Annotated in this window: 16 protein-coding genes; 8 read left to right on the top strand and 8 right to left on the bottom strand. The window is 61.2% G+C overall.

What is annotated here, in order from left to right; genetic code table 11:
• Position 1: 1 nt before the first annotated feature.
• Positions 2 to 967: a CobW family GTP-binding protein gene (locus tag ACLEJR_RS07380; RefSeq protein ID WP_440813021.1), complete on the bottom strand. Its 966-nt coding sequence runs from the start codon at positions 965 to 967 to the stop codon at positions 2 to 4.
• A 27-nt stretch (positions 968 to 994) separates the two neighbouring features.
• Here ACLEJR_RS07380 and ACLEJR_RS07375 point away from each other — a divergent pair, with 27 nt between their 5' ends.
• Positions 995 to 1348, top strand: coding sequence for an NADH:ubiquinone oxidoreductase (locus ACLEJR_RS07375; protein ID WP_440794691.1), 354 nt, complete (start codon positions 995 to 997; stop codon positions 1346 to 1348).
• Between the two features lie 18 nt (positions 1349 to 1366).
• Here the strand turns inward: ACLEJR_RS07375 and zigA are convergent, their stop codons facing one another.
• Positions 1367 to 2575, bottom strand: coding sequence for a zinc metallochaperone GTPase ZigA (gene zigA / locus ACLEJR_RS07370; RefSeq protein WP_440794689.1), 1209 nt, complete (start codon positions 2573 to 2575; stop codon positions 1367 to 1369).
• A 145-nt stretch (positions 2576 to 2720) separates the two neighbouring features.
• On the opposite strand from zigA, the gene ACLEJR_RS07365 reads away from it, so the two are divergent.
• From ACLEJR_RS07365 to ACLEJR_RS07345, 5 genes are all read left to right on the top strand, one after another.
• On the top strand, positions 2721 to 3110 hold the full coding sequence (locus ACLEJR_RS07365) for a glutamine synthetase (protein WP_440813019.1): 390 nt from the start codon (positions 2721 to 2723) through the stop codon (positions 3108 to 3110).
• A 108-nt stretch (positions 3111 to 3218) separates the two neighbouring features.
• Complete coding sequence (folE2, locus tag ACLEJR_RS07360) at positions 3219 to 4115, top strand: GTP cyclohydrolase FolE2 (protein WP_440813017.1); 897 nt, start codon at positions 3219 to 3221, stop codon at positions 4113 to 4115.
• Positions 4112 to 4780 (top strand): metal ABC transporter ATP-binding protein, encoded by a 669-nt coding sequence (locus ACLEJR_RS07355; RefSeq protein ID WP_440813015.1) that lies wholly within the window; start codon positions 4112 to 4114, stop codon positions 4778 to 4780. The genes folE2 and ACLEJR_RS07355 overlap by 4 nt, the downstream gene beginning before the upstream one ends.
• The gene (locus ACLEJR_RS07350) at positions 4780 to 5646 is read left to right on the top strand and encodes a metal ABC transporter permease (protein ID WP_440794681.1); all 867 of its coding nucleotides are present in this window, start codon (positions 4780 to 4782) and stop codon (positions 5644 to 5646) included. The genes ACLEJR_RS07355 and ACLEJR_RS07350 overlap by 1 nt, the downstream gene beginning before the upstream one ends.
• 11 nt (positions 5647 to 5657) lie before the next feature.
• The gene (locus tag ACLEJR_RS07345) at positions 5658 to 6533 is read left to right on the top strand and encodes a metal ABC transporter substrate-binding protein (RefSeq protein ID WP_440813013.1); all 876 of its coding nucleotides are present in this window, start codon (positions 5658 to 5660) and stop codon (positions 6531 to 6533) included.
• Positions 6534 to 6617: 84 nt separating this feature from the next.
• Here ACLEJR_RS07345 and ACLEJR_RS07340 read toward each other — a convergent pair whose 3' ends face one another.
• Positions 6618 to 7139, bottom strand: coding sequence for a DUF3617 domain-containing protein (locus ACLEJR_RS07340; protein WP_440794677.1), 522 nt, complete (start codon positions 7137 to 7139; stop codon positions 6618 to 6620).
• Positions 7140 to 7278: 139 nt separating this feature from the next.
• Here ACLEJR_RS07340 and cls point away from each other — a divergent pair, with 139 nt between their 5' ends.
• Complete coding sequence (cls, locus tag ACLEJR_RS07335) at positions 7279 to 8718, top strand: cardiolipin synthase (RefSeq protein WP_440813011.1); 1440 nt, start codon at positions 7279 to 7281, stop codon at positions 8716 to 8718.
• On the opposite strand, the gene cfaB is transcribed toward cls, so the two are convergent.
• The 5 genes from cfaB to hflK (ACLEJR_RS07310) all read right to left on the bottom strand — a co-directional run bounded on the left by cfaB (position 8715) and on the right by hflK (ACLEJR_RS07310) (position 16051).
• Entirely contained in the window at positions 8715 to 9902 is a 1188-nt protein-coding gene (gene cfaB, locus ACLEJR_RS07330) for a C17 cyclopropane fatty acid synthase CfaB (protein ID WP_440813008.1), read from the bottom strand. The two genes, cls and cfaB, sit on opposite strands and share 4 nt — an antisense overlap.
• Positions 9903 to 10063: 161 nt before the next feature.
• Positions 10064 to 12004 (bottom strand): heavy metal translocating P-type ATPase, encoded by a 1941-nt coding sequence (locus tag ACLEJR_RS07325; protein WP_440794671.1) that lies wholly within the window; start codon positions 12002 to 12004, stop codon positions 10064 to 10066.
• The gene (hflK, locus tag ACLEJR_RS07320) at positions 12001 to 13053 is read right to left on the bottom strand and encodes a protease modulator HflK (protein ID WP_440813006.1); all 1053 of its coding nucleotides are present in this window, start codon (positions 13051 to 13053) and stop codon (positions 12001 to 12003) included. The genes ACLEJR_RS07325 and hflK (ACLEJR_RS07320) overlap by 4 nt, the downstream gene beginning before the upstream one ends.
• A complete protein-coding gene (hflC, locus tag ACLEJR_RS07315; RefSeq protein WP_440813004.1) occupies positions 13050 to 14090 on the bottom strand; it encodes a protease modulator HflC in 1041 nt (346 codons plus the stop codon). Before hflC ends, hflK (ACLEJR_RS07320) begins: the two co-directional genes overlap by 4 nt.
• Positions 14087 to 16051, bottom strand: coding sequence for a protease modulator HflK (gene hflK / locus ACLEJR_RS07310; RefSeq protein ID WP_440813001.1), 1965 nt, complete (start codon positions 16049 to 16051; stop codon positions 14087 to 14089). The genes hflC and hflK (ACLEJR_RS07310) overlap by 4 nt, the downstream gene beginning before the upstream one ends.
• A 220-nt stretch (positions 16052 to 16271) precedes the next feature.
• On the opposite strand from hflK (ACLEJR_RS07310), the gene lpdA reads away from it, so the two are divergent.
• Entirely contained in the window at positions 16272 to 17672 is a 1401-nt protein-coding gene (gene lpdA / locus ACLEJR_RS07305; protein WP_440812999.1) for a dihydrolipoyl dehydrogenase, read from the top strand.
• Positions 17673 to 18036: the final 364 nt, after the last annotated feature.

Here is an 18036-nt window from a genome sequence, read left to right as displayed (position 1 = left end):
CTCAGGGACAACGGCAATCCACCAGACTGCTTTGCAGGGCCATAACGTCCTGGGGTTCGTCGAAAATCAATTCAATCCGTGAATCCTCCCGCCACTCGCTGGGTATCCAGTGCAACGTCGCGCTGTCCAGGGCGTTGGCCGAAACCCAACCGTCGGGGCTGTGGATAACCACCTTCGCCCGTTTCCAGCGCATGGTTTTCAACCATTGAGTCAGCAGCGCGCTGTCGAATCGCTGGCTCGGATGCCAACGCCAGCCAATGCTCCACGCACCTTCTTGCTGTCGATACAGGCAAATCGGCGTGCTCGGATCGTTCCAGATCGCCGGCAGCTCTCCCACGCCCTGGGGTAACTCCAGGTGATTCGCAGCGCCGTGCCCCTGCGCTGCATGGCCCGGCAGTCGGTCGATGGGTAACGCGGCCTGCTGTGTCCAGTACAACGCAAGCTTTGGCAGCTCGGCGGCCAGCCGTTCGCGATCGGCCTGAGTCAGGCTTTCGGACTTGTTCAGCACCAGCAGTCCGGCATGGTTCAGGGCTTGGCGCTGTGCATCGGCCAGGGGGCTGCCGTCCGCCATCGCGCGAGCATCCAGTACCAGCACGCAAGGCTGGACGGTGAGTACACCGACCCAGGGCGCCTGGTTCAGTTGCCGCATCAGTTGCACCGGATGGCCCAATCCAGAGGGCTCGATGAACAGCCGGTCCGGTCGGGCCTTGCGCAGCAGACGCCCCAGACCGATCTGAAATGGCGCGCCGTTGACACAACACAAACAGCCCCCGGCCACTTCGCCCAGTGCGATACCATCGGCGGACTGGCTAAGTAACGCAGCGTCCAGGCCGATCTGGCCGAACTCGTTGATCAACACGGCCCAGCATTCGTGGGCCGGGCGCTGGGCCAGCAGGTGCCGGATCAGCGTGGTCTTGCCAGCACCCAAGGGCCCGGCGATGACATGGGTGGGAATGTGCTGCAACATAATCGACGGCTTTTGATGGAGGTGAAGATGCGGATGATCGGCTGGTTCTTGCTGGCCCTGACGTCGAACCAGGCACTGGCCCAGGCGTGTGTGGTGCACAGTCAGGCGGAACGGCTTGATGTGCAAGTCTGCCAGCAGAACCGCAACATTCCGCAGAAACTGTTCGCCGACGGTTTCTGTCAGCCAAGCCTTGCCGGACAGAAGGTCGAGGTGCAATACGTCGATCAGTGCCCTGGCGGCGCGTTCGGCATCTGCAGCAATGCCCAGGTCGCCAATATGCCTTACCGCCAGGATATTCACTATTACGGCGTGGCGACCGACGCCGCTTATCTGCGGCCATTTTGCGAAGGGCAGAGCCAGGGCATCTGGGTCAAACCCTAATGCAGACAACCCTTGATGTTACGCTGCGGCCTCTTCATGCCACGGGCCGAACGGGTCCGGCAACTGCCGCCAGGCGTCCATGCCGAGGGTCATCTCCGCGTCGGTGAGCAGGCAAGCGTCCAACTCGGCGGTGAGTCGGCTGAAGTCGATGCCCTGGCCGATGAACACAAGCTCCTGGCGGCAATCGCCGGTGCCGGCAAGCCAGTTCTTCATGATAAAGGCAGTACTTTCCTCGTCCTGCGGCCATTGGTTTTTCGGCACGAACCGCCACCAGCGCCCGGCAAACCCGTGGCGCATCAGCCCGCCGGCCTGAGACCAGCTACCCGCTTCCTCGGGCTTGCTGGCGAGCCAGAAGAAGCCTTTGGAACGCAACAGTCTGCCATTTTCCCAAGGGCGGTTGATGAAGTCGAAGAAGCGCTGGGGATGAAACGGCGCCCGGGCCCGGTAGGCGGTCGAGGCGATGCCATATTCCTCGGTCTCCGGCAGGTGCTCGCCGCGCAGCTCGCGCAGCCATCCGGGTGACTGGGCGGCGCGTTCGAAGTTAAACAGCCCGGTATCGAGGATCCTACCCAGCGGCACCTGCCCCATGACCATGGGCAGGATCTGCGCCTGGGTGTTGAGGCGCTTGAGGATCTCAATCAGTTCTTCGCGCTCCTGCCGGCTGATCAAGTCGATCTTGCTGATCAGGATCACGTCGGCAAATTCGATCTGTTCGATCAGCAGGTCAGTGATCGAACGTTCATCATCTTCACCCAGGGTTTCCCCTCGTGTCGCCAGGCTTTCGGCGGCCTGGTAATCCAGCAGGAAATTCACCCCATCGACGACTGTGACCAGGGTATCCAGTCGAGCGACATCGCCCAGGCTACGGCCTTCTTCATCACGAAAGGTAAAGGTCTCCGCCACAGGCAGCGGCTCGGAAATGCCAGTGGATTCGATCAGCAGATAATCGAAGCGCCCTTCCTTGGCGAGTTGGCTGACCTCCTGCAAAAGGTCTTCGCGCAACGTACAGCAGATGCAGCCGTTGCTCATTTCCACCAGTTTCTCCTCGGAACGATTCAAGGTGACATCACGCTGGACTTCGCTGCCATCAATGTTGATCTCGCTCATATCGTTAACGATTACGGCGACTCGTAGATTGTCGCGATTACGCAGGATGTGGTTGAGCAAGGTACTTTTACCGGCACCGAGGAAGCCGGAGAGTACGGTGACTGGGAGGCGATTGGGCATCAGGAAATCCTCATCGGATAACGGCGCTGGAGACGCAGATAGCACCCAGCACGCAAAGTCAGGTATCGGTTCAGCCGAATCATAGATTTATTGTTATAGTATAACAACACAAATATCTGCGATCCGAAAACGCCCTGAGGCCTCAATGCGTACCCTATCCAAATTGGTATTGGCGATTGCGCTCCTGCTGTTGGCTCTGAGTGCTTTTGCTCAAGCCCCGATGAAGACGAGTTGCACGCGTAGCGCTAATCTCTTGGCCTGCAGCGACAGTCTGGGCAATTACTACAGCGTCGCAACCGCTGGCGATATCGTTTATTTACGTGGATTTGAAGCAGACAGGCGCCGCTTCTGGGCGCAAACCAACAGCCGTTACGGCCAGCTTACGTTCTTCACAGGCTTGGCTTCTGATGGTGAAAGTTGGGTGGGTTACAGCCGGCGGGTGGGCTGGACCACGATCAATCGCTTTTCAAGCTCAGGGGGAAGCGTAGGCAGGTTTACCTGTGCACGGGTAGGAGGATGCCAAGGTTCTAGGTGATGTTTCACGTGGAACCCAGGCGTGATGAAACTCTTTTCATCGAAAAAGGCTACGCTACATTTATCGTTATACTATAACATTCAGCTAAACCTACGATGGATGTTCCCCATGAACGCAATAACGCTGCCGGATGTGGCCGCGCAGGAGTCCGGACAAACGTTGCCTCTCGCCTGGGTTGGCATGCAGGGCATTGCCGTTCCTGTGCTTATCGATGGCCAGCGTTTGGATGCCTTGGCGGACGCAGGGGTGAGTCTCGATGACGGAGCGGCTCGCGGTATTCACATGTCCCGCTTGTACTTGGAATTGGAGGCATTAGAGAGCTCACCGCTGTCTATACGTTTGCTGCGCCAAATCCTGCAGCAGTTCCTCTCGACTCATCACGGAATATCTCGCGTGGCTTCCCTGGATCTTCATACCCATCTGCTAGTCAAGCGCCCGGCCCTCGTCAGTCCTTTGTCAGGTTGGAAACGGTATCCAGTGAGCGTCAAGGCTCGCTTGGCAAACGATGTGTTCCACGTGGAACTAAAAATCGAGATCCCTTACTCCTCTACCTGCCCGTGCTCAGCGGCACTTGCTCGGCAACTGATCCAGCAGCAGTTCGTTGATGATTTCGCTAACAAGACTCTGGAGCATGCTGAGGTCCTGGCCTGGCTGGGCTCGTCGGAGGGCATCATCGCGACGCCTCACAGCCAACGCAGCACAGCCGTGCTAAATCTGCGGCTGAACGCTGACGCAGATGAATTGCCTTGGGTACCCCTCATCAACGAAGCCGAAGCCGCCTTAGGTACCGCCGTCCAAACCGCAGTCAAGCGTGCCGATGAGCAGGCGTTCGCGCTTGCCAATGGGCAAAATCTGATGTTCTGCGAAGACGCCGCCCGACGATTGAGCACAGCCTTGAGGCGCTCCTCCCACGTCAGTGCATTCGATGTATGGGTAGTTCACGCTGAAAGCCTGCATGCCCACGATGCCGTCGCACAAAGCCGCTGGAACTGGGAGCGCCCATGATCGACTGCCAAGCGCTGCGTTGGGGTGCCCCGGGCCAACTCCTTACACCGCCGCTGAATCTGCAACGACCGGCCGGAAGCCTCACCGCAGTGATCGGCGCCAACGGGGTGGGCAAAAGTAGTTTGTTGAAGGTGCTCGCGGGGTTGCAGAAACCTCTTTCCGGAAAGGTCACGCTGGATGTTCCACGTCGCGGCGGGGTCTCGTTCGTACCGCAGCAACATCATCTGGACCGGCAGTTTCCCATCAACCTGCAGGAGTTGGTCGCAGCAGGCTCATGGGGCACTCGCCATACACCCGCCATGAGACGCCTGAAGCTGCAAACCGTGTTGGACGACTGGGCGCTGAATGGCCTTGAGCACCGACCGTTGATGGCGTTGTCCGGCGGGGAATTGCAACGCGCCCTGCTCGCCCGCCTGAGCCTTGCCGAAGCACCGCTGCTGTTGCTCGATGAACCTCACGCCGCCCTCGACGAATTGGGCCAGGCGTTGCTATGGAACCATATCCACCGCTGGCACGCCGAGGGCCGGACCCTGGTCGTGGTGTGTCATGACCTGGCTGCGGTACGCCAGCATATCGTGCAAACGCTACGGATCAGCCCGTCCGGCTGCGTCCTGGGCGCCAGTGCGGAACTGATCGTCCAACACCCTCACGCGCAGGTGGCTTGATGCTGGCGGCCACTCATTTCTGGCAGCCATTCCAGGAATTCATCTTCATGCGCCGGGCGCTCATAGGCGGGCTGGTGTTGGCCTGCAGTACGGCTCCGCTGGGGGTGTTCCTGATTCTTCGTCGCATGAGCCTGATCGGCGACGCCGTGGCGCACGGTATCTTGCCCGGCGCAGCCCTGGGTTTCTGGTTCGCAGGCTTGAGCCTGCCGGCCCTGACATTGGGCGGTTTGGGCGCAGGCCTGGGCATGGCCGGACTCGCGGCCTGGATCACCCGCCGTACCGGCTTACGCGAGGATGCCAGTCTCGCGGCGATCTATCCCATCTCCCTGGCTGCCGGCGTATTGATCCTCGGCATGGCCGGCAAACGCCTGGATCTGCTCCATCTGTTATTCGGCTCTGCGTTGGCGGTCGACGGTCCGACACTTACCGGCATGCTCTGGGTATCGGGCGTCAGCCTAGTCGCCATGGCACTGATTTATCGCCCTTTGCTGCTCGACACGCTAGATCCACTGTTCCTGCAAACGGTCAGCCGTCTCGGGCCTCTGGCGCATGGCGTGTTCCTGACCTTGGTGGTGTTGAACCTGGTGATCGGCTTCCAGGCCATCGGCGCTCTGATGGTGGTCGGCTTGATGATGCTGCCGGCGGCCGCGGCGCGATTCTGGAGCCGCCGCCTGCCGATTCTGATGATGGTCGCGGCGCTGCTGGGATGCCTCTCCGTATGGCTGGGCTTGTTGTTGTCATTCTATTTCTCACTGCCCAGCGGCCCTTCCATTGTATTGGTGGCGGGTGCGTTGTACCTGCTGTCCGTGATATCCGGTCCGGTGCACGGCTTGCTGCACCGCCCGCCCTTGCTCACATCCCAATGAGGTTTGCGCCCATGCGTATGCTGCTCGTGCTGCTCAGTCTGACGCTGTCCATGTCTTTATCAGCCGCTGAAAAACTCCAGGTGGTGACCAGTTTCAGTATCCTCGCCGACATGACCCGACAGGTCGGCGGTAACCATATCCAGATCACCAACATGGTCGGCCCGGATGCCGACGCACACACATACGAGCCCACGCCCGACGATGCCAAGGCACTACTCAGCGCAAAACTGATCATCAAGAATGGGTTGGGTTTCGAGCCGTGGCTGGATCGGCTGATTACGAGCACTGAAACAAAAGCACCGGTGATCAGCGCCAGCCGTGGGGTCATTCCACGCTCACTGGAAGAGGATGGCGAGACCATTCCAGACCCACATGCCTGGCACAATCTGGCCAATGCCGAGCTGTACGTTCGCAACATCACCAAGGCCTTGGAAGCCGTGGACCCGGCCAATAAGGCCGACTACGAGCGAAACAGCCAAGCGTATCTCAAGAAAATCTACGGACTGCTCGCCGAAGCGAAGTCCAAGCTCGGCACACTGCCTGCGGGCAATCGCAAGATCGTGACCTCCCATGATGCCTTCGGCTATCTGGGCCAGGCCTATGGCATCGACTTTATGGCGCCCCAAGGGTTATCCACGGAGCGTGAGCCATCGGCGGCGGAGGTTGCCGCACTGATTACCCAGATCCGTCAGGCGAAGGTCAAAGCGGTATTCATGGAAAACATCAAGGACGCCAGGCTGCTCAAGCAGATCGCCGACGAGAGTGGAGCGCACATCGGCGGAACACTGTATTCCGATGCCCTTGCTGCGAGTGGACCGGCCAGTACGTTCACTGGCCTGTTTGAATACAACCTCAATACGTTGTATGAGGCGTTGGGCCGGCCTTGAATGCGCAGTGGCCACAGATCCTTTTTGGGGCCGCGTCGCGACCCAGCGGGAGCAAGCTACCTCGCCACAGGAGCTTGGGGCCCGTCAGGCCCGCGGCTTGACCGTTCCGCAATCCTGCCCCAGCCACACGGCACGGGTATCGAGGCTGCCGTTCTGCTGGATGCCGGTGGCGTTGAACGTGCCGTTGACCTTGGTGGTGAATTCACGGTCGCTCTGGAACGTCGCCACCCCACTACCCTGCGCTTTCGGGCAACTGAAGCGAAACTTCCACTGGTTGCCGGTCCGCTCGGTGATCTGCTGCTTGCACCCCGATTGAGGGTCTTGCAGCGGGATGTCATTGGTTTGCACCTGGGCTGGGGTCAGGCATACACGGATGCCTTTGCCGCCCATGGTAATGCCCTGCTTTTCCAGCATGGCCCGTTGCTCCGGAGTCATCTGGGTTTGCAGCTGGCCGAGGATCAGTTGCAGGTCCGGCAGGTTCTGGTTGTCGACTTTCATATTGCTGGTCGTCAATTCCCACAGCCCCGGTTGAAGCATCTGCGCCTGAGCGGCCACAGGAATCGATAAACCCACCGCCAAGGCCAAACCCAGCAGACGAACATTCATTGCAAGAACTCCAGAGGACAAGTGGCCGTTAGACGCCGCAGGCATACTTCGGTTCAGGCGCGAGCCAGTGATTTAAATAGCGACATTCGCCGTGGAACATGGTCTGTTAAGCATTGGACTTCAGGAGCAAGACTGCCCAATGGATTACTTCGGCCCGCATGTTTTCGGTTACCTGATCGCGCTGCTGCATACCCTGGGCGCCATCGCCGCCGTGCATGCGGTACTGACTGTACGAACCGCCCAAGGCTCGATCGCCTGGGCCTTGTCGCTGGTGTTCATTCCCTACCTGACGCTGATTCCTTACTTGGTGTTCGGCCGCAGCACCTTCGATGGCTACATCAAGGCCCGTCGACAGGCCAACGAGCAGATGCGCAAAGCCATCTCGGAATTGAACTGGCGCCCCTGGGTCGAGGAAGCCCTCGCAGCCCGAGCATCCAAGGCCTATGCCTCGTTGCGGGCCATGCCAAAACTGGGACGGGCACCTTGCCTGGCGAATAACCAGGTGCGCTTGCTGGTGGATGGACGAGCGACCTTCGAGGCGATATTCCAAGCCATCGAAGCTGCCCGACAGGCAGTGCTGATCCAGTTTTTCATCATTCATGACGACCGGCTCGGCCAACGCCTGAAAACGCTGCTCCTGAAGAAAGCTGCCGAAGGCGTGGCGGTGTATCTGCTTTACGACCGGATCGGTAGCCACGCCCTGCCCCACCATTATGTCCAGGCCCTGCGCGACGGCGGCGTACATGTCAAAGCGTTCGCCACTCGTAGCGGCTGGCTCAACCGGTTCCAGGTCAATTTCCGTAACCACCGCAAGATCGTCGCGGTAGATGGCGTGCTGGGGTTTGTCGGCGGGCACAACGTGGGCGATGAATACCTCGGCGAAATGCCTCCGCTGGCGCCTTGGCGCGATACCCATGTCCAGGTCCGCGGACCGGTGGTGGCGAGCATGCAGGAGTCGTTCGCCGAAGATTGGTTCTGGGCGGCCCGTTCGCTACCGCCGCTGATTCTGCCGGACGCTTATCCGGATGACGGTGTGCTTTGCCAACTGCTCGCCAGTGGCCCGGCCGACCCCTACGAAACCTGCTCGCTGTTCTTCGTTGAAGCGATTCACGCGGCCAGCGAACGGGTCTGGATCACCACGCCGTATTTCATTCCGGACGAGGCGGTGTTTGCGGCGTTACGCCTGGCGGTATTGCGCGGGGTGGATGTGCGCATCCTGCTGCCTTCACGTCCCGACCACAAGGTGGTCTATGCGGCGTCGAGCCTCTACGCATTCGAAGCGGTGCGCGCCGGCGTCCGGGTGTTCCGCTATGGGCCGGGCTTCCTGCACCAGAAAGTGGTGCTGATCGACCAGGAAATCAGCGCCATCGGTAGCGCGAATCTCGACAACAGGTCGTTCCGCTTGAATTTCGAAGTGATGCTGCTCACCGTGGACAGTTCATTCGCCACCGAGGTCGAACAGATGCTCGAAAAGGATTTCGCCCAAGCCCTGGAAATCGACAAACAGGAAAGCCGGGAGACTCACCGCGTGCAGAAAATCGGCATGCGGATCGCCCGGCTTATCTCGCCGATCCTCTAGGGCCTGTAGATGTCGTCACGGGTCCATGGCAACTCATGACTTCCATCGGCATGCGCCTTCACCGCCAGGATCTGGTGCAGGTTGATCCAGCCCTTGGCGAACGCATAGGCACACCCGGCCAGATACAACCGCCAGATCCGTAGCGCCTGCTCCGGCACTTCTTTCGCTGCGGCCTCGAGGTTGTCCTCCAGGCGCTCGCTCCAATGATCGAGCGTGCGGGCATAATGCAAGCGCAGGCTTTCCACATCGACAATCTCCAGCCCGGCCTCGCTGATATGGGCGGAAATCATCGACAGGTGCGGTAGCTCGCCATTGGGGAACACATACTTCTCGATGAAATCACCTGCCCCCCTTCCAACCGGACGGCCATCGGTGTGCCTGGCAGTGATGCCATGATTCATGACCAACCCGCCTTCGCGTACCGCGCCGAACAGTGTCTTGGAGTACTGGGCGAGATTGGCATGACCCACATGCTCGAACATCCCGACGCTGACCACCTTGTCGAAGCGGCCATCCTGGGGCAAGTCTCGATAATCGAGCAATTGCAGTTCCACCTGGCCTTCCAAGCCTTCAGCCTTGACTCGCTCGCGAGCCAAATTCAATTGAGCCTTGCTCAAGGTGATGCCAAAGACCCTGGCGCCGAATTCCCTTGCGGCATAACGCGCCAAGCCGCCCCAGCCACAGCCCACGTCTAGCAGATAATCTCCCGGCTGCAAACGCAGCTTGCGGCACAGATGACGGAATTTGGCCTGTTGCGCCTGCTCCAGCGTTTCACTGCCCGTCTCGAAATAGGCGCAGGAATAGGCCATGTCGCTGTCGAGCCACAGCTGATAAAACGCGTTGGAAAGATCGTAATGGTAGGAAATGGCCTTGGCGTCGGTTTCCTTGTCATGGACCGACCGAACCGGCTGACTGCCGATGTCTTCCTCCAGCAGGGCCTGGCTCCATTCATCACAAACCCGGACGACCTCGTGGATCGAACCTTCGAGTTCCAGTTTGCCTTCGACGAACGCGGCCCCCAGCGCATCCAGGCTGGGATGGGTCAATTGCGCGACCATTTGTGGGTCCTTGACCACGATCGTGACGCTGGGATCGGCCCCCAGCGCGAATTCATGGCCGTCCCAGAGCCGAAGCCGAAGCGGCAGATGCAAATTCTGTAAGGCCGGTGGAAGTTGCGCGAGCATGGGATATCCCCCTGATTCCAGATACCTGAAATGAGGGTAGTCCATGCTGGAAAAATAGCAGGCTATCGAATTTATAGCCTTTATCTATCGCCGTCCTGATCTACTGGATGCCAGTAACTGCCTGATATGGCGTGCCCCTCTCTTCGTTGCTGACCGCAAGTCTAGTCCACAGTTCGACCCAACGCTTGCGACTGTCCATCCTGATGGATCTTCGCCAACGGCTCCTGGAACCGCAGCAGGCGTCCGGCATTCCCCAAGACCAGCAACGTGCTCAGGTTGTGCAGCAGTGCAGCGATCATCGCCCCCGCCGCACCCAGCCAGCCGAAGGCGGCAAACGCGACGATGGCCAACGTCCAGCCCAGGCCGATGATCACATTGACCTGCAGTGTGCGTCGGCACTGACGGCTGAGCCGCACGCACGTGCCAAGGCGCCGCAGGTCACTGCCGATCAGCACGATATCCGCCGACGCCAGCGCGATGTCCGCGCCGCCCGCGCCCATCGCGACGCCCACCACGCCGGCCTTGAGCGCCAGGGAATCGTTGATGCCATCGCCTACCACCATAGGGCGGTAGCCATGAGCGATCTCGCCCATGACTCGTTTGAGTTTGTCCTCGGGCAAGGCCTGGGCTTGCACATCGCCAATGCCGACGTCCCTTGCCAACGTAGTGGCTACACTCTGTCGGTCGCCGGTGAGCAACAGTTGCCGCCCCAGTCCCAGCTCCCGCAGTTCAGCCATCGCGACCCTGGCCTCCGGTTTCATACTGTCGGCCAACAGCAGCCAGGCGAGGAACTGTCCGCCCAGCGCCAGGCCGGCAATAGGACCGTCGTGATCCGGCACGGCCGGCGTCTCGATACCCAGTAGGGCGAACAATTCGGGCCGGCCGAGCGCCGCTTCGCCCTGTGCGGTCATCGCGACGACGCCCAGCCCTTGGCGCTCATGTATCTGTGTCAGCGGCACAGCACTTTCCGCCTCCACCAACCCGGCCAGTGCACGGCTGACTGGATGGCTGCTGGCCGAACCCAGGCTGGCGGCCAAGGGCAACAACATAGACGCGTGATCGTCACGGGCGCGTTCCACCGATTGCAGGCGCAGGGCGCCGTAGGTCAGGGTCCCGGTCTTGTCGACCACCAATGAAGTGAGGTCCGCCAGCTCTTCAAGAAATGCCGAACTGCGAATCAGGATTCCATGGCGTGCCGCCACCGCAATCCCGGCAATGGCTGTGGCGGGCGCCGACAACACCAACGCGCAGGGGCACGCCGCGACCAGCACCGCGAGCATCGCCTGGGCATCGTTCGTCACGAACCAGGTTACCGCTGCCAGCAGCAACACCAGCACCAGATAGCTGCCGGCGTAGCGCTCCAGCAATCGGGTGATCGGCGGCTTCGAGCGCTCCGCGTTTTGCATCAGGGCGATGACTTTACCCAACGTGGACTCGTCACCGGTGCGGGTCACTTCCAGGCGCAACAAGCCGTCCAGGTTAATTGCCCCACCGAAGACGTCAGTCCCCACCACAGCCTCAAGTGGCACCGATTCGCCAGTGATCGGCGCAGTGTCCAGACTGGCCTGGCCGGACAGCACCCGGCCGTCCGCAGGCACTCGGTCTCCGGCACGCACCTCCACCACATCGCCTGGCCGTAGCGTGCCGTTGTCCACGTCGATGATCGTTCCGTCGGCCTGCACCTTGCGCCCTTGGCTGCGCGTCAGCTGGCCCAGGGCGTGGATCGCCTCTTGGGAGCCGATGACGCTGCGCTCTTCCAGCACATGGCCGAAGATCATGATGATCGGCAACAGCGCCGCCGTCAGCAGATCGCCTGTCGCCCAAGCACCCAGCATGGCCAAAGCGATCAGTTGATCGGTGATCCCGTGGAGGCTGGGGTAGCGCAAGCTGTACCAGGCCGACCGCATCACCGGCACCGCCACCAGCAGCGAGGCAAAGCCCAGCAGCAGTTGACTGACCCCGCTCTGCTCCGGCGACCAGCCGCGCCATGCCAGACCTAATGCGAGCAAACCGAGGGCGAGCATCGCCAGGGTCAACTGCCGGGCGGCAACGCGTTGTTCAGCCGAAGATAGCATGGGCAAGGCGTGGGTTTGGGCGGTCATTGTTCGGCTCCCTGAATGATCAGGCGGGAATCGTCTTTCGGATTAACCGTGGTCACTGAGCCGGCCTGGCGGAGAATGCCAGGCATGCGTTCGCGATACAGGCGCAACAACAGTTGCGGATCGCTGCCTTGGGTTTTCGCCAGACCGAGCACCGTGGCGGTGTCGGCCGAAGCCCTGGCGAGCCGCTCGCTGGCCTGGGCATGGGCGACTTGCACGGCGCGGTCAGCCTCCTGTCGAGCGGTCTGAGTCAGTTTTTCGGCTTCGGTCCGGGCGTTGGCAACAGCCTTGTCCGCCTGTTGGCTGGCCGTCAGTACGGCATTGAATGCACCAACGGCCGGCCCGGGCAGACTCGATTGCACATCGACCCGCACCACTTCCAGACCCAGCCCCTGCCCTGTCGTCGCCAGGTCGGCCAAGCGGCGGTTGATGCCTTGCACCAAATCGCCACGCAAGCGTTCGCGGCGTTCGGCGGCCTGATTGTCACTGCCCATTAGTTCAGGACGAGCCACCAGAATGGTGTCCAGATCCCGTGCCGCCGTGAGTGCCAAGGCGCTACGCGTGGCTATCCGGTCCAATGCAGGCAGCACATGTTCTCCTTGCAACACAAAGGCAAACGGATCGGTCACTCTGTAGAACACCCGTACATCCAGTTGCACCACACCGGCGTCTCCGGTCAATAAATAACCAGACCCTGCCAGCGCATCGCTCACCGGTGTAGCGAAACTGGCAACGCGATCAGCCTGCAGCGCTTCATCCGAACGCAGCAGATTTTCCACGCGCCGTTCAAGCACCCGGTCTGCTGCCGGTAGCAACACCACTTGTTCCACGGGACGTGGCCAAGCCAATAACAGGCCCGCATTCTGGATTCGATCCAAAGCGCCAAAGCGCAGCACCACCGCGCGGTCTTGTGGGTCAATCTGGCGGACGTTGGAAAACGCCCAAGCCAGCGCCGTCAGCACCGTTACCGCATACAGGGCCAGAAAAGCCAGGCGCCCAGCCTGGATCCACGGACTGGATAACTCATTTGTTCCACGTGGAACCAAACTCATGGTTGTGTTCCACCTTTGAGTTCCATGGAAGGTGGACCGTCCACCAACACCCGAAACGGCGCCGCGTCCGTGCGCAAAATGAGTTTGGTGCCAGGGCTGACAATCGTGCCCAAAGTGTCCAGCGAGCGCAGCAGGTTGTAGAGCTGGGGTGCACCGGCATACGCCTTGCCATAGATGGCCGCCGCTTCCACCCGGGATCGCGCCTCGATATCGGCGGCTTTTACCGTGGCATCAGCCTGCACGATCCGCGCATCGCGTTCGGCAGCCGAACGGATCTGCGCCGCTTCGCGCTTGCCGATGGCGGTACGTTCGGTGGCGATGGTTTCGCGCTCGGCCCGCATGCGGTCCACTGTTGCGGTCAGCGTGACCGAGGGCAGCGTCAGGCGCTCGACACCCACCTGCAACACGCGCACGCCATACGTCGTGAGCAACTGCTGGTCGATCTGCTGACGCAATTGCGCTTCGAAATCGGCGATGCGCACTTGGCTGGCGTCGGTGTTCACCAGATTCGCCAGGTCAAAACTGGCCGCCGTGGTTTCCAGCGCCGAACCTACGAAGGTTCGAATCTGCCGCGCTGCTTCATCCGGTTGATTCTGCACTGCGCGCATGAAGCGCTGAACGTTATCGGGATCCCCCTGGACCTGCCAAGCCACGTAAGCCTGAACGATGATCCGCAACCCGTCGCGTGTCCCGACATCCTGTAGCCCGCTGGAGGTGGTGCGCAGTCGCAGGTCCACCGGGATCGCCGCTTCGAACGGCGCCGGCCAACGCCAACCCAGCCCCGGTTGCAACAGCACCCGGGCCGGATTGCCAAAACGAGTAATGACGGTGGCCTCCCCCGAGCGCACTTGTACAAGGCTGGCGGCTGCGATGGCGAATGCCACCAGCAGCGCTGCCCAGCCCATCCGCCGCCAGGGAAACGGACCGGCCTGCTGCGGATCGCCATGATGGTGGTGGTGATGGCCATGGTGATGACCGGCATGCGCGTGATCGTGGCCGGCGTGATCATGATGAGTGTGGGAAGAGGACTGGCTCAATGGGCAGCTCCTGGCTGGACAGAGTTACGCGGCGACGCGGGGTCTGCCGGCAGCATGAAGGTACGCAGGTCGATAGTCGGCGCGTTGCCGCCGGCGCCCAGGCGATGATCAAGAATCAACAGCCTGGCATTGCCGAGGCCCCGGCTCAGTTGGCTGAGGAATTGCTCCAGCACAAAGGCATGGCCGGCGGTTGTGTAGGCTTTCTGGTCGGCGCTGAAGCGCAAGTCGCTGGCCTGGGCAGCGGCGTTGATTTCCTGGGCACTGGCCTGGGCCTGGTCATGGGCAATGCTGGCTTGTAGCTGCGCCTGGTTGATCTGCTCCGCCGCCGCGCCACGCTCTCGGGCAATCAACGCCTGGACGCCGATCTGTGCCGCTTGCACACCGTGGTAGGCATTGGCCGCCCCCGCCGGCGGGTGAATCGCTTCCACCACGGTTGCGAGTATTTCTACGCCGCTGTCGAGTGATTGCAAATCGGCCTGCACGGCGCGACCGATTTCATCGGCCAGGCTGAGACGGTCCACACCGAGCAAGCCGTCCAGCGTGCGCGACGCAAACTCGTGCACCAGGACACGGCTGGCGATGCTGCGAATCAGCGTTGGCACATCGGCACTGTTGTAGGTCGCGGCCAATGCCGCTGCGTCAGTCAGACCGATGCGATAGACGAAGCGCACATCCATGTTGACGATCTGAAAGCTCTGCTGATCGGCACGGCGGCTGGCAATCACCTGGGATTTGTCGTTCACATGGCTGGCGTCCCACAGGCGATTGGCAATCAGCGGCGCCGGTCCATCCGCCGGTTCCGTCTGGGTGGGCACGGGTTTGTCGCTCGCGCTGGTCGCCAATTCGCGCACCACCCCGTATTCGACAGGGAGTACCCTGCCCCACGGCCAGGGCAATCCAGCGTGCAAGCCCGGGCCGAAGACTTCCACCGGTTTGCCGAAACGCTCATAGATGCCCCGCTCATGCAACGGCACTTCATGCACCCCCGTGAGTGACCAACCCAGCAATGACACGAGCGCCAGAACCGGCAAGAACGCGCGGCGCATGTAACCGAACGCCCAGATCTGACGCAGGTCGATGCCGAAACGGTTGTGCAGCTCATGCTGCAGCGCCAACAGCGGTTGCGGCGGCCAGCGCAACAGGTCGGCAACGACACTGCGGCCAAGCAGCGTCGGCTCCACGGTATCTCGCCGCGCAACGAACAGCGAAAGCAATGCACGCAGCAATAACTCCAGCGCCACCACCCCTGGCAAAATCCCCATCAACACCGCCAGGCGCACCGGCCACACAGACGTTTGCGAAGCGAACAGCAAGCACAACGTGCCGAGCACCAGAACGATGATCGGCACCCGGGCCAATTGCGCCAGTTGCTGGGCTTCCGGCCATTCCAAAGGGGATTGCTGGACCAACTGACGCTCGAACACCAACAGCCCGAACGCCGACAGCAAGCCCAGCACTGCCCCCACGCTGGCCGACATACCAAGCGCCGCCGCAGGCAAGTTCAAGTCCCAGGTCTGCTCCAGGCTCAACAGCACGAGCGTTGCCCAACCGGCCAGCCACGAGGTGGGCGCACCGATCTGCTTGAGCAGTTGAACCGAGCGGGCGCCAATGCGATCAAGCAGTCGCTCATACCAGCCAGGGTTCTCCTGCCCCGGATATTCCAAGACCGTGTCATTTCCGGCTGTCGGCGCTAATGCCTGGCTGCGCCACCGGGTGATCCACCAGACGGACTGCACGCCCGCCACCAGCACCAGCAACCCGGCGCTCTGGCTGACCAGCAAAGCCGGCCACAGCGATTGCGGCGAAAAGAGTCCGATGAAAAACGCCAGGACAAGTCCCAGGCCGGCCATCGTTGTCAGTGCAACACCGATGCGCTTCAGGCGTTGCGCCTGGAACGTCGCTCGCTGAAAGCGCGGCCATTGGGCCACCTGGGCCCCCTCGACATCCAGATCGACTTGCATACCACCCCAGCGCCTGTAGCGATCAAAAATCCGGGCCGGTGGAAAACACCAGCGCCGCTTCGTTATATCCCGTTACCTTATAACGATTGCTGTGAAATTTCCGTTTTGAATTCTTCATGACGAGGGCCGTGCAGGCACTTGACTAGAGCCTTGACCTGAATCTGCAAAAACGCTCATATTACGAGCATAATTTTTTCCAGTCCGAACGGGGAGTGTAGCGATGAGCAACTACGACGTGGTGATTCTGGGCGGCGGCCCCGGTGGCTATAACGCGGCGATCCGTGCCGGACAGCTGGGGCTCAAAGCCGCCTGCGTCGAAGGCCGGGCGACCCTGGGCGGCACCTGCCTGAACGTGGGCTGCATGCCCTCCAAAGCATTGCTCCACGCCTCGGAGTTGTACGAAGCGGCCACTGGCAAAGAGTTCGCCGATCTGGGTATCGACGTCACCCCGAGGCTCAATCTCGCGCAAATGATGAAACAGAAAGACGAGAGCGTCGCAGGCCTGACCAAAGGCATCGAGTTTCTGTTTCGCAAGAACAAGGTCGACTGGATCAAAGGCTGGAGCCATATCGACGGTCCGGGCAGAGTCACCGTTACCCACGCAGACGCCAGCAAGACCCAGCTCAGCGCCAAGGACATCGTCATCGCCACCGGTTCCGAGCCCACTCCACTGCCCGGCGTGACCATCGATAACCAGCGCATCCTCGACTCCACCGGCGCGTTGTCCCTGAATGAAGTGCCGCGTCATCTGGTGGTGATCGGCGCTGGGGTCATTGGCCTGGAACTGGGTTCGGTCTGGCGCCGACTGGGGGCGCAGGTAACGGTGATCGAGTACCTGGATCGCATCTGTCCGGGCGTGGATGCTGAAGCCGGCAAGACCCTGCAACGCGCCCTGGCCAAACAGGGCATTACCTTCAAGCTAAGCACCAAAGTCACCGGCGCCGTGCCCTCGGCCAGCGGTGTGCAGTTGCAGATTGAACCGGCGGCGGGCGGCGAGTCCCAGGCCATGGACGCCGACTACGTGCTGGTCGCCATTGGCCGTCGGCCTTACACCCAAGGGTTGGGGCTGGAGAATGTCGGACTCGCTACCGACAAGCGCGGCATGCTCGCCCACCAGCAGCACCGCACCGAAGCACCCGGCGTGTGGGTGATCGGCGACGTGACCTCCGGCCCGATGCTGGCCCACAAGGCTGAAGACGAAGCCATGGCCTGCATCGAGCGGATCGCCGGCAAGGCCGCCGAGGTCAACTACGATCTGATTCCCAGCGTCATCTACACCCGCCCGGAACTGGCGAGCGTTGGCAAGACCGAGGAACAGCTCAAGGCCGAAGGCCGTGCGTACAAGGTCGGAAAATTTCCATTCACTGCCAATAGCCGGGCCAAGATCAACCACGAGACCGAAGGCTTCGCCAAGGTACTGGCCGATGAGCGGACCGACCAGATTCTCGGGGTGCACCTGATAGGCCCTAGCGTCAGTGAAATGATCGGCGAATACTGCGTGGCGATGGAGTTCAGCGCCTCGGCCGAAGACATTGCCCTGACCTGCCACCCGCACCCGACCCGTTCAGAGGCGTTGCGTCAGGCGGCGATGGATGTCGAAGGAATGGCCACGCAGATGTAAGCGGCTGCCCCTTGACCCTGTGGGAGCGAGCCTGCTCGCGATGAGGCCTGTGTGGATTTTTGACTGAGTACATATCCATTGCTGCGGTAACGGCGGCTTAGGGTTCCGCCCTTACGGCGGGTCACTTTCGACAGCGCGAAAGTAACCAAAGCGCTCTTGCCCCACCACTGGGCACCTCGCCAAGGCGAGGTGTTCCCTCACTCCGGCATTGCTCCGTGGGCCCGCCGCGATGGGCCATCCATGGCCCTGCGCGGCTAACCCGGCATCCATGCCGGGTTGCCCACTACGCAATGCCTGCGTTCGGCCCTTGTGGTTGATGGGGCGTCCAAGATCAAAAGCAAAAAGCAAAAGCGGCTTTATAGCC

The sequence above is a fragment of the Pseudomonas sp. SMN5 genome (genome assembly GCF_052041925.1).
GTDB lineage: Bacteria > Pseudomonadota > Gammaproteobacteria > Pseudomonadales > Pseudomonadaceae > Aquipseudomonas.
Note: the sequence above shows the minus strand (reverse complement) of the source record. Positions and strands in the feature narration are given on the sequence as shown.

Coding starts and splice junctions, on each gene's coding strand:
- ACLEJR_RS07325 (WP_440794671.1), bottom strand. CDS start 12,004: ATGACCGCCCAAACCCACGCCTTGCCCATGCTATCTTCGGCTGAACAA.
- cls (WP_440813011.1), top strand. CDS start 7,279: ATGGATTACTTCGGCCCGCATGTTTTCGGTTACCTGATCGCGCTGCTG.
- ACLEJR_RS07375 (WP_440794691.1), top strand. CDS start 995: ATGCGGATGATCGGCTGGTTCTTGCTGGCCCTGACGTCGAACCAGGCA.
- hflK (WP_440813001.1), bottom strand. CDS start 16,051: ATGCAAGTCGATCTGGATGTCGAGGGGGCCCAGGTGGCCCAATGGCCG.
- folE2 (WP_440813017.1), top strand. CDS start 3,219: ATGAACGCAATAACGCTGCCGGATGTGGCCGCGCAGGAGTCCGGACAA.
- ACLEJR_RS07340 (WP_440794677.1), bottom strand. CDS start 7,139: ATGAATGTTCGTCTGCTGGGTTTGGCCTTGGCGGTGGGTTTATCGATT.
- lpdA (WP_440812999.1), top strand. CDS start 16,272: ATGAGCAACTACGACGTGGTGATTCTGGGCGGCGGCCCCGGTGGCTAT.
- ACLEJR_RS07365 (WP_440813019.1), top strand. CDS start 2,721: ATGCGTACCCTATCCAAATTGGTATTGGCGATTGCGCTCCTGCTGTTG.
- ACLEJR_RS07380 (WP_440813021.1), bottom strand. CDS start 967: ATGTTGCAGCACATTCCCACCCATGTCATCGCCGGGCCCTTGGGTGCT.
- ACLEJR_RS07355 (WP_440813015.1), top strand. CDS start 4,112: ATGATCGACTGCCAAGCGCTGCGTTGGGGTGCCCCGGGCCAACTCCTT.
- hflK (WP_440813006.1), bottom strand. CDS start 13,053: ATGAGTTTGGTTCCACGTGGAACAAATGAGTTATCCAGTCCGTGGATC.
- ACLEJR_RS07345 (WP_440813013.1), top strand. CDS start 5,658: ATGCGTATGCTGCTCGTGCTGCTCAGTCTGACGCTGTCCATGTCTTTA.
- cfaB (WP_440813008.1), bottom strand. CDS start 9,902: ATGCTCGCGCAACTTCCACCGGCCTTACAGAATTTGCATCTGCCGCTT.
- zigA (WP_440794689.1), bottom strand. CDS start 2,575: ATGCCCAATCGCCTCCCAGTCACCGTACTCTCCGGCTTCCTCGGTGCC.
- ACLEJR_RS07350 (WP_440794681.1), top strand. CDS start 4,780: ATGCTGGCGGCCACTCATTTCTGGCAGCCATTCCAGGAATTCATCTTC.